Source organism: Bacillus sp. NMCN1 (genome assembly GCF_002998085.1).
Taxonomy (GTDB): Bacteria; Bacillota; Bacilli; order Bacillales; family Bacillaceae; genus Bacillus.
On the sequence record NZ_PVQL01000001.1, the window covers coordinates 42,274 to 55,388 of the forward strand.

Genomic DNA, 13,115 nt, shown 5'->3' on the forward strand with positions numbered 1-13,115 from the left:
CAACTAGAGAAAAGTAGGTGCAGCATGGAGTTTTTACTTGTCTTACTGCCAGTGTTCGGCATATTTCTGATTGGGTATATCGGGCAGAAGGCTATTGGTTTTGACATACATACGCTCTCATCAATGTCTTTATATTTAATGTCACCATTTCTTGCGTTTGAAACCTTTTATCAAAACAAAGTGTCGATGGACTATGTGTATTTATCCATTTTTGTTGTCGGGCTTTGTCTTGCACTTATTTTATGTGTCTTTATTTTATCTCGAATTTATGGGTATTCGAAGGAAACGTATTGTGCCATGATTCTGTCGTCAGCCTTTATGAACAATGGAAACTATGGCACGCCCGTTGTGCTGCTTGTCTTCGGAGCAGCAGGTTTGGATATTGCGATCGTGTTGATGGTGCTGCAGCAGCTTGTCATGAGTACAATCGGCATGTATTATGCAGCAAAAGGTGGAGAGGATGCGGGAGATGGAAAGGTCGTGCTGAAAAAAGTGCTGCGTATGCCGGTTGCTTATGGGGCGCTCATCGGTCTATTATTTCAGCTGATTGACCTTTCATTACCTAAAGAGCTGATGACGGGTGTTCAGCTTGTGGGGAATGCTGCCATACCGACGATTATGCTTATTTTAGGCATGCAGCTTGCCGTCATTTCTTTTAAGCAAGTGGATTATCGCCATATTTCTTATGCTGTATTGCTGAAGCTGTTTATCTCCCCACTCATCGCATTTGGCTTTACGCTCATTTTACCGGTAGATGATTTGGTGAAACAAATTATGATTCTAGTTGCAGCCATGCCGACAGCGGCAAATACCACGCTGATGGCTGTACAATTTCGAACGAAGCCTGAGTTTGTCTCAAGTACGACGTTTCTCAGTACAATTTTAAGTATCGTGACGTTACCAGTTTTATTATGGATTTTATCCATGCACCCTCTGGGATAGGGGATAGGCGGCAAACAAAGGGGGACATATGAATGAATGTAGATGTTCATTTCCAAGTGAGTGACGTGTTGAAAACGAAGCATTTTGCGCATGCAAAAGTGTTAGCAGGGGAAAAAGGATTGTTTCGGCAGGTCAAATGGATCCATGTGTTAGAAGTGCCTGATGTAGAGGATTTGTTAAATGGAGGCGAGCTTATATTAACGACAGCCGCAGGCTTCCATGATCAACTGGATGTGTTTCAAGCGTTTTTACGACAGCTGATTGATTCAGGGGCAGCCGGCTTGTGTATTGAATTTGTGCCGCTAAGATTCGATGTGCCGGAAGAATTGCTGACCTATGCAGAAGAAAGAGATTTTCCGCTTATTCTGTTTACAAAAGAAGTGAAGTTCGTCAACATCACTCAGCATCTTCATACGATGATGATCGAGCGTCAGTATCAAATGATGGCTGATTTAGAAGTACTATCATCAAAGCTGAATGAGCTTTTACTGACCCCGCATCCGCAGATGGATATTTTGGATCAAGTGTATCAGCACGTAAGGGGGGTTCTTTTACTCCTCCCTGTTCAGGGCGAGCCGATTATTTTATGTGATGCTTCCAAACAAACCGAAGAACTGGTCATGAATTATTTGCAGTTTGCTTCCGTGCCAAAAGGATACGAAGTGACGCAAAAACAAGTGCTTGCACTCAAACAAACATTTGCAGATCTTGTGCTCATTCATCAAGCGGACACGCTCTCTGAATTTGAACTGCTCGTGATGGATAAAGGAGCGAATGCTCTTGCCCAGCAAACATTAAGAGAGCTTTATACAGAAGAGCTGAAGAAGACAAAAGAGAATGAATGGCTGCAAAAATGGTTCCAAGAAAAGCATACAGAACGAGAGATCATAGAGCACCTTGAAGAAGCAGAAGGGTTGAAAAAGCCAACTGGCTGTGTAGTTTTGCTCTTTCAAAAGCATCATCAAATCGAAGAAATTGCAGGAAATCTTTACTTTCTCGTATCTTGCCGCTCCATCTTTCAGCGTGCGGGCTTCCATCTGATTGCTTATGAGCATCAAGGACAAACCTTGTTTATTTTATTAAACACGAGAAAAAAAGAGGACTGGAAAGAGCGTGCAGAAAAGGCTGCAAACGACATCAAACAATTGTTTGACCGGGAGCAGCCCCGAGGGGCCGAGATCAATTTTGGTATCGGTCAATATTGTGAACAGTTTCAGCACATGAGAAAAAGCTTTCAAGCAGCCAAAGAAGTGCTTCATTTAAAAAAAGTGATGCCTCAGCGGGTGGAAAGTTCATTTTACAAGGATTTACATATGCTCCGTCTCATGCCTGTGATGAAGGAAAGCGGTCTGCTTGAATGCATGGTGGAAGAGTATTTAGAGCCCGTGATTGTATACGATAATCAAAATAGCGGGAGACTCTATCAAACGCTGAATATCTTTTTACAGACAAACGGTTCTAAAAAAGAAACCGCAAGCCAGCTCTATATTGTCAGGCAAACCCTTTATCATAGACTGGATAAACTGCATGCTTTGCTTGGTGAGGATATGATGCAAGCGCCGAAACGCCAGGCACTTGAATTTGCGATTCTTGCTTATGAATTCCTGCAAGGAAATCGACGTTAGCGGAGGGTGTTCAATTTGCCAAGGCATCAAGAAAAGTGTCTTATGATGGTGTTCAATCAGTTGACGATCTGTCTAATGTAATCGGCCTGCCCCTTTTTTTATAATGAAAGGAACGATTGTTTCTCTTTTACGGACGGCCTATTTCCAGTTTCATATGCCTCACGTTTTATCCATATAATGAATGGAGAGGCAATGTGCTGCTGAACTGGTCTAAGCTTCTTTAATGATGAAAACGGATACATGGGGGGCGGGAAGATGAAAATACATGAGCAGGCTCAAAATCTTCAGGCGAAAGATGATCAGTTGATCTGGCATCATATGAAAGGGACAAACAAGGAAAATGAAAGTATGGTCATTCACGAGGCAGAAGGCGCATGGGTGACAGACATTCATGGAAATCGCTATTTAGACGGAATGTCAGGCCTTTGGTGTGTAAATGCCGGATATGGCCGAAAAGAGCTTGCAGAAGCGGCATATAAGCAATTAAAGACAATGCCTTACTATCCGCTTACACAAAGCCACGTGCCGGCGATTCAGCTGGCTGAAAAGCTAAATGAGTGGCTTGGCGGGGACTATGTCATCTTCTTTTCTAACAGCGGTTCTGAAGCTAATGAAGCCGCATTTAAGATTGCCAAACAATATCATGTGCAAAAAGGAGAGAGTACTAGGACAAAGTTCATCTCCCGGTATCGGTCGTATCACGGCAATACAGCAGCTGCTCTTGCCGCGACGGGTCAAGCGCAGCGTAAATATAAATATGAACCATTAGGTCAGGGCTTTATCCACGTCGCACCGCCTGATATGTATCGTCATCCTGAGGACCAAGAGAATTTGGCGAGTGCTGAGGCGATTGATCAGGCTATGACGTGGGAACTAAGTGAGACCATTGCTGGGGTCATTATGGAGCCGATTATTACGGGCGGCGGTATCCTAATGCCGCCAAAAGGGTACTTGAAGAAGGTCAAAGACATCTGTGAAGCCCATGGAGCGCTTCTCATTGTAGATGAAGTCATCTGCGGCTTTGGCCGGACAGGGAAGCGGTTTGGTTTTATGCATGAGGAAGTAAAGCCGGATATTATCACAATGGCAAAAGGGATTACAAGCGGCTATTTACCACTTTCTGCAACGTGCGTGAAACGAGAAATTTATGAAGCCTATGCAGGAGAAGATACGTATGACAGGCTGCGCCATGTGAATACATTTGGCGGTCACCCTGCTTCCTGTGCGGTGGCAATTGCCAACCTAGAGATTATGGAAAACGAGCAATTAGTGGAACGGTCAGATGCACTGGGGCGAGATATGCTTGAACGTTTGCAAGAGTTAAAAGAGCACCCATTTGTCGGAGATGTCAGAGGAAAAGGCTTGCTGTTTGGCATTGAGCTTGTTCAGGATCAACAGTCCAAAAAACCAGCTGAGCCACATGTTGTCGGTCAACTGATCGCAGAATGTAAAAAACGCGGGCTGATCATCGGGAAAAATGGTGATACGGTGGCCGGCTATAATAATGTTGCCCAACTTGCACCGCCACTTAATATCACAGATGATGACGCCTCATTTATCATCAACACATTAAAAGAAAGCATGGCACAGCTATAGCAGAGAGACTTCTCTGCTTTTTTCTATGGAATAAAAGCATGCTTTCCAGCATTTTGAGCTAGATCTATGAAGATGATGTGAAGTGAAATCGGTATTGGGCACACTAGGTGTATTGAAAAATAGAAGAGTTTCTATTACTGTTAGGAGAAGACTGATCCAATACACTTTTGAAGGAGACGGCATATGAGTTTTCATGATCAACCTATTCTACCTGCTGTTCGCAATATGAAGCAATTTGAGGAATTTTTAAAAAGTCCATTTACATATGGTGTCTTACTTGATGTTCACTTAGGCCGGCTAAAGGGCATCATGAATGAGGCAAATGCTCATCACAAAAAAATGTTTGTCCATGTCGATCTCATTCACGGGATTAAACATGATGAGTATGGAACGGAATTTATTTGTCAGGAAATGAAGCCAGCAGGAATTATTTCTACTAGGTCTTCTGTCATAGTAAAAGCCAAGCAAAAAAAGGTATATGCCATTCAGCGAATGTTTTTACTTGATACGAGTGCCATGGAAAAAAGCATGGAATTCGTCGGGAAACATCGTCCAGATTTTATTGAAGTGTTGCCGGGAGTCGTACCAGATTTAATTACAGAAGTACGCGAGCGAGCTGGGATCCCAATATTTGCAGGCGGATTTATCCGTACAAAAGAAGATGTAGAAAGAGCGCTTGAAGCAGGGGCTACAGCTGTGACAACCTCGAATACCACCCTTTGGAAAGCGTTCCAAAAATGAAGAAGAGAAAATGTGAATATTTATTGACAACGTTTTCATCCTCTGATACTATTGCACTAAGTTAATATCATGTGATGGAGAAACGGAGATCCACAACAGCGCTTTACTGGGTGACAAATGACCCTGATGTAAAGTATGTTTGTTGTGGATCTTTTTCTTTATCTTTTCTACACATTCATAGGGGATGGCAACTGAACCAGAGGAGGAATTTTTCATGACACCATTTTGGGGAGAAGTCGTAGGTACAATGCTGCTCATCATTTTTGGAGGCGGTGTGTGTGCGGCAGTTAATTTAAAGAAATCGCTCGCATATCAATCCGGCTGGATTGTAATCGCTTTCGGATGGGGATTTGCAGTAGCCATTGCAGCATATGCAACGGGTGGAATCAGTGGAGCGCATTTAAATCCCGCACTAACAATTGGGCTTGCGCTAGAAGGAAGTTTTCCTTGGGCTGATGTTCCAATGTATATTGTTGGTCAAATGCTCGGCGCATTAATAGGGGCTATTATTGTCTTTTTACATTACTTACCGCACTGGAAAGCAACAGATGATCCAGGTGCAAAGCTAGGTGTATTCTCAACTGGTCCTGCGATTCCGCATACTTTTGCAAACGTACTTAGTGAAGCCATTGGTACATTTGTATTGGTTCTAGGAATCTTAGCGATTGGTGCAAATAAATTTGCAGACGGAGTCAATCCGCTGATTGTTGGTTTTTTAATTGTTGCAATTGGTCTTTCTTTAGGTGGAACAACTGGTTATGCAATTAACCCTGCACGTGATTTAGGTCCGAGAATTGCACATGCGATCCTGCCGATTCCAGGGAAAGGCCCATCGAATTGGAAGTATGCATGGGTGCCAGTCATTGGTCCAATTTTAGGCGGTGCATTTGGCGGTGTTTTCTACAATGCAGCTTTTAAAGCGAACGTCACTCCAGCCTTTTGGATTGTAAGCGTTATTTTAATTGTGGTATTGTTAGGACTCTATGTCTCTACGAAAAACCAAACAAATGCTGTAAATGAAAGTATGTAAGGGGAGGAAAACATCATGACAAAAGAAAAATATATTCTTGCACTAGATCAAGGGACAACAAGCTCAAGAGCGATCTTATTTGATCAAGAAGGCAAAATTGCACATACAGCTCAGAAGGAATTTAATCAATATTTTCCGAACCCAGGCTGGGTAGAACACAATGCAAATGAAATTTGGAGCTCTGTTCTATCGGTCATCTCAACTGCTTTAATTGAATCAGGAATTGAAGCAGACCAAATCGCTGGTATTGGAATTACGAATCAGCGTGAGACAGCTGTTGTTTGGGATAAACATACAGGCGCACCTATTTACAATGCAATTGTTTGGCAGTCAAGACAAACGTCTGGCATTTGTGAAGAGTTAAAAGCGCAAGGACACAATGAAACGTTTAGAAATAAAACAGGACTTCTCATCGATGCTTATTTCTCAGGTACAAAAGTAAAATGGATCTTAGACAATGTAGAAGGTGCCCGTGAGAAAGCAGAAAATGGCGACTTACTGTTTGGCACAATCGATACTTGGCTTATTTGGAAGATGACAGGTGGTAAATCACACGTCACAGATTATTCAAATGCGTCAAGAACGTTAATGTTCAACATTTACGATCTAAAATGGGATGAAGAATTACTTGATATCCTTGGCGTACCTGCTTCAATGCTTCCAGAGGTGAAACCATCTTCGCACATTTATGGTGAAACAACAGACTATCACTTCTTCGGCAGAAATATTCCGATTGCAGGAGCGGCGGGAGATCAGCAGGCTGCTTTATTCGGTCAAGCTTGCTTTGAAGAAGGAATGGCGAAGAACACATATGGTACAGGATGTTTCATGTTGATGAATACAGGGGAAAAAGCCATTAAGTCGGATCATGGTTTATTAACGACGATTGCATGGGGCATTGACGGCAAAGTTGAATATGCTTTAGAAGGAAGTATTTTCGTTGCTGGCTCAGCGATTCAGTGGCTGCGTGATGGACTGAGAATGTTTAAAGACTCGAAAGACAGCGAAGCTTATGCAGAGCGTGTTGAGTCAACAGATGGCGTATATGTCGTTCCGGCATTCGTTGGTCTAGGCACACCATACTGGGATAGTGATGTCAGAGGCGCTGTATTCGGGTTAACACGCGGTACTTCTAAAGAGCACTTTATCCGTGCAACGTTAGAATCACTTGCTTATCAAACGAAGGATGTTTTAGATGCGATGGAAAAGGATTCTAACATTTCATTAAAAACATTGCGTGTTGATGGCGGAGCTGTGAAGAATGATTTCTTAATGGGCTTCCAAAGTGATTTACTGGATGTGCCTGTAGAGCGTCCAGAAATTAATGAAACAACGGCACTCGGTGCGGCCTATCTTGCGGGAATAGCAGTTGGCTTCTGGAACGACCGTTCAGACATTGCAAAACAATGGAACCTTGACAAGCGCTTTGACCCTAAGATGGAAGAGGACAGCCGAGACTCGTTATACAGCGGGTGGAAAAAGGCTGTAAAAGCAGCTCAAGCTTTCAAATAAACAAAAAGTATGGTATACTTCAAGTAAGTTAATAGAACGGTTGGAGAACTGGAGAGACCGCAGGCACCGAAGTGTAGAAATACGCTTTGGGTGTTTGCGGTCTCTTTTTCTTTACCGTACAACATGGGAGGAACAAGAGATGACTTTTTCTAGCTTAGAAAGGGAACAAATGTTGCAGGAAATGACAAAAAAACCATATGATGTGTTTATTATTGGTGGGGGTATTACAGGCGCTGGTACAGCACTTGATGCTGCTTCACGCGGAATGCGCGTCGGTCTTGCAGAAATGCAGGATTTCGCAGCAGGTACGTCTAGCCGCTCAACGAAACTAGTGCACGGTGGACTTCGTTATTTAAAACAATTTGAAGTAAAGATGGTCGCAGAGGTCGGTAAAGAGCGTGCCATTGTATACGAAAACGGTCCTCATGTGACAACACCAGAATGGATGCTGCTTCCGATGCATAAAGGCGGGACATTCGGTAAGTTTTCAACATCCATTGGGCTTAGAGTGTATGACTTTTTAGCTGGTGTAAAGCATAGCGAACGCAGAAGCATGCTGAGTGCGAAGGAAACACTTGCAAAAGAACCGCTTGTGAAAAAGGACGGCTTAAAAGGCGGCGGCTACTATGTTGAATACCGTACAGATGATGCACGCCTGACAATCGAAGTCATGAAAGAAGCTGTGAAATTCGGGGCAGAAGCAGTCAACTATGCGAAAGTAAAAGAATTTATTTATGATAAAGGCAAAGTTGTCGGTGTTGTCATTGAAGATGTCATGACGCAGAAAACCTACGATGTATATGCGAAGAAAATCGTCAATGCGACAGGTCCATGGGTCGATCAGCTAAGAGACAAGGATCACTCAAAAGAAGGGAAGCATTTACAGCATACAAAAGGTATTCACTTAGTATTCGACCAATCAGTCTTCCCATTAAAACAAGCGATCTACTTTGACACACCTGATAAACGTATGGTCTTTGCGATTCCAAGAGAAGGCAAAACGTACGTTGGAACAACAGATACAGTGTACAAAAAGCAGCTGGAACATCCGCGTATGACAAAAGCAGATCGTGATTATGTCATCAAAGCGATTCAATACATGTTCCCTAATCTCAATATTACAGAAAAAGATGTTGAATCTAACTGGGCTGGTCTTCGTCCACTCATTCATGAAGAGGGCAAAGACCCTTCAGAAATTTCTCGTAAGGATGAAGTATGGACATCATCTTCAGGCTTAATCACCATTGCTGGCGGTAAATTAACAGGCTACCGCAAAATGGCTGAGCACATTGTGAATCTTGTACGTGACGGACTAAAAGAAGAAACAGGCAAAGATTTCGGACCATGTAAAACAAAGCATATGCCAATTTCAGGTGGTCATGTAGGCGGATCTAAAAATATGACTTCCTTTGTACAAGCGAAAACAGCAGAAGGAACATCTGTTGGTTTAACAGAACCGATTGCTCAAAAACTCGCCGAAAAATATGGCTCAAACGTCAGCAGTCTCTTCAAGCGTGTAGAGCAGCTTCAAGGTGAAGCAGACAAACGAAACATTCCAGCGTATGTACTGGCAGAGCTTGTCTATGCAATCGAAGAAGAATTAGCCGTTACCCCTGTCGATTTCTTCTTAAGAAGAACAGGAAGCCTATTATTTAATATCAACTGGGCAAAAAAATATGCACAGCCTGTTGTTGATTATATGGCAGAGCGTTTTGGTTGGGATGAAGCAGTAAAACAGAAACATCAAACAGAATTAGATCAACTATTCCATGAAGCAGTTGTACCGCTTGATGCTGAATAAAAGAAAAGCCGATCATGTATCGGCTTTTTTATTTGTTCAGCATTTTCTCCATCTCCCAATGATATAGCATGACATAAAAGATGATTCCATATAGAATAACAGTAGATGTATTTTATTGATGATAAGAGCTGGGAGGACGACCATGAGTTGGAAGACGAATTATGAGCGATGGATCAATGAGAAGCACCTAGATACTGAGCTAAGGGAATGGCTGGAGGCACATCAAGATGATCAACAAGCACTTGAAGACTGTTTCTACAAAAACCTTGAGTTTGGCACTGGAGGAATGCGCGGGGAGATTGGTGCCGGCACGAACCGAATGAATGTGTACACGGTTCGAAAAGCATCTGCAGGTCTTGCTGCGTATATTGCGAAACATGGAGAGGATGCAAAAAGAAGAGGCGTCGCCATTGCATATGATTCACGCCATAAATCGCCTGAATTTGCGATGGAAGCAGCCAAAACACTTGCCTCGCAGGGCATTCAAACGTACGTATTTGACGAACTGCGTCCAACACCAGAGCTCTCCTTTGCTGTTCGAGAGCTGAATGCATTTGCTGGGATTGTTGTGACAGCAAGTCATAATCCACCAGAATATAATGGCTATAAAGTATATGGAGAAGACGGCGGACAGCTGCCTCCACTTCAAGCAGATCAAGTCATTGAAGAAGTAGATGCAATAGAAAATGAACTGTCGATTTCAGTTGATTCAGAAGAAACGTTAAAACAACAAGGGCTGATCAACATGATCGGAGCAGAAATCGATCATGCTTATATTGAAAAATTAAAAACCATCAGTGTGCACCCTGAGCTGGCAGGTGAGGTCGATGTCAAAGTCGTTTTTACCCCGCTTCACGGTACAGCCAACCAGCCGGTCCGAAAAGGGCTTCAGGCTCTAGGCTATCAGCATGTGACTGTTGTGCCTGAACAGGAAAGACCAGATCCGCAATTTTCAACAGTGACTTCGCCAAATCCAGAGGAGCATGCAGCATTTGAGTATGCCATCAGGCTTGGTGAAAAGCAGAATGCCGATCTCCTCATTGCAACAGACCCAGATGCGGATAGGTTAGGTATTGCGGTCAGAGATCATGATGGAGAGTTTACCATCTTAACAGGCAACCAAACAGGAGCCCTGTTGCTCCATTATTTATTGTCTGAAAAACAAAAGCTTGGTCAGCTGCCGCCCCGTCCCGTTGTGATGAAAACCATTGTCACAAGTGAGCTTGGGCGTGCTGTTGCTTCAGCCTTTGGTGCCCATACGATTGACACGCTTACTGGCTTTAAATTTATCGGAGAAAAAATCAAGCAATTCGAAGAGAGCGGAGAATACACGTTTCAATTCGGGTACGAAGAAAGCTATGGCTATTTGATCGGTGACTTTGCCCGAGATAAAGATGCGGTTCAAGCGGCGCTGTTAGCCGTCGAAGTCGCTGCTTTCTATAAAAAACAAGGCAAGTCCTTGTACGACGCGCTTGTCGATATTTTCAAGGAGTTTGGATTTTACCGGGAAGGATTAAAGTCGTTAACCTTAAAAGGAAAAGAAGGAGCAGAGCAAATTTCAGCGATCCTTCATACCTTTAGAACTAATCCGCCAGCCGCTATCGCGGGTCAGCGCATCACTGTCATCGAGGATTACCAATCAAGTCAAAGACACCTCGTTGCCGAAAAGAAAGAAGCAACCATTCACCTGCCAGCATCAAACGTGCTGAAATATTTCCTTGAGGATGGCTCGTGGTTCTGCTTAAGGCCTTCCGGCACTGAGCCTAAAGTGAAATTCTATATTGCAGTCAAAGGTACATCGTTAACAGATAGCGAAGAAAAGCTGAAGCATCTGTCAGAAGAAGTGATGAAAGTTGTTTATGAGATTGTGGAAGAAACAGCTAAATAAACAAACAAGGCCATCGTGTGAATGCATGATGGCTTTTTCTCCGTCAAAAGGATGAGAAAAAATCATCCTTTTAGAGAAAGAACTGGCAAAATGCTCATGGTATAATGAGCGTAATGAAAAGAGAAGGCAGCAAATGCCGGGGGTAAACAGTATGGGAGAATACCAAGAGAAGGTTGAAACATTAAAAACGTTAAAAGAAATTGCTGAAAAGCTAAATGAAGGCATGGAAATGAAAGATACGCTTCATGAAGTGCTCCATATGCTGATGGATGTCACAGGCTTTCATTCAGCATGGATTTATTTTATAGAAAAAGACGGCTCGTATGAACTGATGGCAGAGGTATCCTTACCCGAAGCGCTGGCAAAGCATCAAAAGCAGCTCATGTGTCAAAACGATTGCTATTGCATCAATCGATACACAAAGGGATCACTGCAATCAGCGACCAACATTATTAACTGTAAACGCATCGAAACGGCGATTGAGCAAAAGCTTGGAGATACAGAAGGAATTACACATCATGCGACCGTTCCCCTCAAAGCATGTAAGCGTACGTTTGGGTTATTAAATGTGGCGGCAAAAGGAAAAGTCACATTTACGCAGGAAGAACTGAATTTGCTTGAAAGCATTGCGCTTCAAATTGGCACCGCCATTCAACGGATGAAGCTTGTGCAAACCGAGCATCAGCATGCTCTTTTGGAAGAAAGAAACCGGCTTGCACAGGACTTACATGATTCCGTCAACCAAATGCTATTTTCAGTCAGTCTGACTGCTAAGGCTGCCCGTCAAATGACAAACGATCAAAATCTAGGGGAAATGATTGATTTTATTCAGCATTTGTCACAAGATGCACTGGTTGAAATGCGTTCACTCATTTGGCAGCTAAGGCCAAGAGGACTTGAAAAAGGGTTTACAACAGGCATTGAAGAATATGCAAAGCTTTTAGGATTACGCTGTACATTATCTTTATCGGGCTGTATGGAGATGGATCATTCCCAGCATGAAACGTTGTTTCGGGTATGCCAGGAAGCGCTGAATAATTGTCAAAAACATGCGGGAGTAGATGAAGTCAAGGTCCAGCTTGAACAATCAAAAGACACGTTTGAGATGAAAATCATCGACCGCGGAAAAGGATTTCAATATGACGAGCAAATGAGCCTCCCTTCATTTGGTCTGAAAGGGATGTCTGAGCGCATCAAAAGAGCTGGTGGAACATTTTGTATAGAGTCTGAGCTCGGTAAAGGAACCACTATTCAAGTGAAGGTGCCATTTTCTCAAGAAAGGAAGGGATCGTCATGAGAGTCGTGATTGCAGATGATCATCATATTGTGAGAAAAGGGCTTGTGTTTTTCTTGCAGACACAGCCTGACGTCGAGATCGTTGGTGAGGCTTCTAATGGAGAAGAAGCATTAGAGGTTGTCAGACAAACGCGGCCTGACATCGTCCTAATGGATCTATCAATGCCTGTGATGAATGGCATTGAAGCAACGAAACAAATGACGCTGGAAATGCCTGATACCCGCATTGTGATCCTGACAAGCTATGCGGATAAAGATTATGTTATTCCCGCCATTCAAGCAGGGGCAAAAGCCTATCAGCTCAAGGACGTAGCGCCAGAAAAACTCCTTACGACAATGATTGACGTACAAAAGGGCACCTATCAGTTAGAAGGTCATATCACCAACTTTCTTGTGCAGCATTTGACCGAGCCAAAAGAGCAAAAATGGGCGCTGATGAAAGAGCTAACCAATAGAGAGCGAGATGTCTTATTCGAAATTGCAAAGGGGAAAAGCAATAAAGAAATTGCCTCATCACTGTTTATTTCTGAAAAGACTGTCAAAACACACGTATCTCATGTATTATCAAAACTAGAGCTGGCAGATCGGACCCAAGCGGCTCTATATGCAGTGGATTATCAAAAAAGTCAGCCAAAAGAGCTGCTATAACATAAGGGAATTTAGTCGTTATGCTAAAACTTTTAA

Annotated in this window: 10 protein-coding genes; all 10 read left to right on the plus strand. The window is 43.1% G+C overall.

What is annotated here, in order from left to right; genetic code table 11:
• The first annotated feature begins 24 nt into the window (after nt 1–24).
• The 10 genes from C6W21_RS00305 to C6W21_RS00350 all read left to right on the plus strand — a co-directional run bounded on the left by C6W21_RS00305 (nt 25) and on the right by C6W21_RS00350 (nt 13,079).
• Nucleotides 25–942: an AEC family transporter gene (locus C6W21_RS00305; RefSeq protein ID WP_106050179.1), complete on the plus strand. Its 918-nt coding sequence runs from the start codon at nt 25–27 to the stop codon at nt 940–942.
• A 32-nt stretch (nt 943–974) separates the two neighbouring features.
• On the plus strand, nt 975–2,567 hold the full coding sequence (locus tag C6W21_RS00310) for a PucR family transcriptional regulator (protein WP_106048863.1): 1,593 nt from the start codon (nt 975–977) through the stop codon (nt 2,565–2,567).
• Nucleotides 2,568–2,822: 255 nt separating this feature from the next.
• Nucleotides 2,823–4,163, plus strand: coding sequence for an aspartate aminotransferase family protein (locus tag C6W21_RS00315; protein ID WP_106048864.1), 1,341 nt, complete (start codon nt 2,823–2,825; stop codon nt 4,161–4,163).
• Nucleotides 4,164–4,346: 183 nt separating this feature from the next.
• Nucleotides 4,347–4,904 (plus strand): glycerol-3-phosphate responsive antiterminator, encoded by a 558-nt coding sequence (locus C6W21_RS00320; RefSeq protein ID WP_034663739.1) that lies wholly within the window; start codon nt 4,347–4,349, stop codon nt 4,902–4,904.
• A 214-nt stretch (nt 4,905–5,118) separates the two neighbouring features.
• The gene (locus C6W21_RS00325) at nt 5,119–5,934 is read left to right on the plus strand and encodes an MIP/aquaporin family protein (protein WP_106048865.1); all 816 of its coding nucleotides are present in this window, start codon (nt 5,119–5,121) and stop codon (nt 5,932–5,934) included.
• A gap of 15 nt (nt 5,935–5,949) precedes the next feature.
• Complete coding sequence (glpK, locus tag C6W21_RS00330; RefSeq protein WP_106048866.1) at nt 5,950–7,446, plus strand: glycerol kinase GlpK; 1,497 nt, start codon at nt 5,950–5,952, stop codon at nt 7,444–7,446.
• A gap of 139 nt (nt 7,447–7,585) precedes the next feature.
• Nucleotides 7,586–9,247: a glycerol-3-phosphate dehydrogenase gene (glpD, locus tag C6W21_RS00335; RefSeq protein ID WP_106048867.1), complete on the plus strand. Its 1,662-nt coding sequence runs from the start codon at nt 7,586–7,588 to the stop codon at nt 9,245–9,247.
• Between the two features lie 142 nt (nt 9,248–9,389).
• On the plus strand, nt 9,390–11,135 hold the full coding sequence (locus C6W21_RS00340; RefSeq protein WP_106048868.1) for a phospho-sugar mutase: 1,746 nt from the start codon (nt 9,390–9,392) through the stop codon (nt 11,133–11,135).
• A 151-nt stretch (nt 11,136–11,286) separates the two neighbouring features.
• Nucleotides 11,287–12,432: a GAF domain-containing sensor histidine kinase gene (locus C6W21_RS00345; protein WP_106048869.1), complete on the plus strand. Its 1,146-nt coding sequence runs from the start codon at nt 11,287–11,289 to the stop codon at nt 12,430–12,432.
• Nucleotides 12,429–13,079 carry a response regulator gene (locus C6W21_RS00350; protein ID WP_106048870.1) on the plus strand — a complete coding sequence of 217 codons (651 nt, stop codon included), beginning with the start codon at nt 12,429–12,431 and terminating at the stop codon, nt 13,077–13,079. Before C6W21_RS00345 ends, C6W21_RS00350 begins: the two co-directional genes overlap by 4 nt.
• The last annotated feature ends 36 nt before the right edge of the window (nt 13,080–13,115 follow it).

Excerpts from the sequence above, each read along its gene's own strand:
- C6W21_RS00305 (WP_106050179.1), top strand. The coding sequence starts at position 25 with ATGGAGTTTTTACTTGTCTTACTGCCAGTGTTCGGCATATTTCTGATT.
- C6W21_RS00310 (WP_106048863.1), top strand. The coding sequence starts at position 975 with ATGAATGTAGATGTTCATTTCCAAGTGAGTGACGTGTTGAAAACGAAG.
- C6W21_RS00315 (WP_106048864.1), top strand. The coding sequence starts at position 2,823 with ATGAAAATACATGAGCAGGCTCAAAATCTTCAGGCGAAAGATGATCAG.
- C6W21_RS00320 (WP_034663739.1), top strand. The coding sequence starts at position 4,347 with ATGAGTTTTCATGATCAACCTATTCTACCTGCTGTTCGCAATATGAAG.
- C6W21_RS00325 (WP_106048865.1), top strand. The coding sequence starts at position 5,119 with ATGACACCATTTTGGGGAGAAGTCGTAGGTACAATGCTGCTCATCATT.
- glpK (WP_106048866.1), top strand. The coding sequence starts at position 5,950 with ATGACAAAAGAAAAATATATTCTTGCACTAGATCAAGGGACAACAAGC.
- glpD (WP_106048867.1), top strand. The coding sequence starts at position 7,586 with ATGACTTTTTCTAGCTTAGAAAGGGAACAAATGTTGCAGGAAATGACA.
- C6W21_RS00340 (WP_106048868.1), top strand. The coding sequence starts at position 9,390 with ATGAGTTGGAAGACGAATTATGAGCGATGGATCAATGAGAAGCACCTA.
- C6W21_RS00345 (WP_106048869.1), top strand. The coding sequence starts at position 11,287 with ATGGGAGAATACCAAGAGAAGGTTGAAACATTAAAAACGTTAAAAGAA.
- C6W21_RS00350 (WP_106048870.1), top strand. The coding sequence starts at position 12,429 with ATGAGAGTCGTGATTGCAGATGATCATCATATTGTGAGAAAAGGGCTT.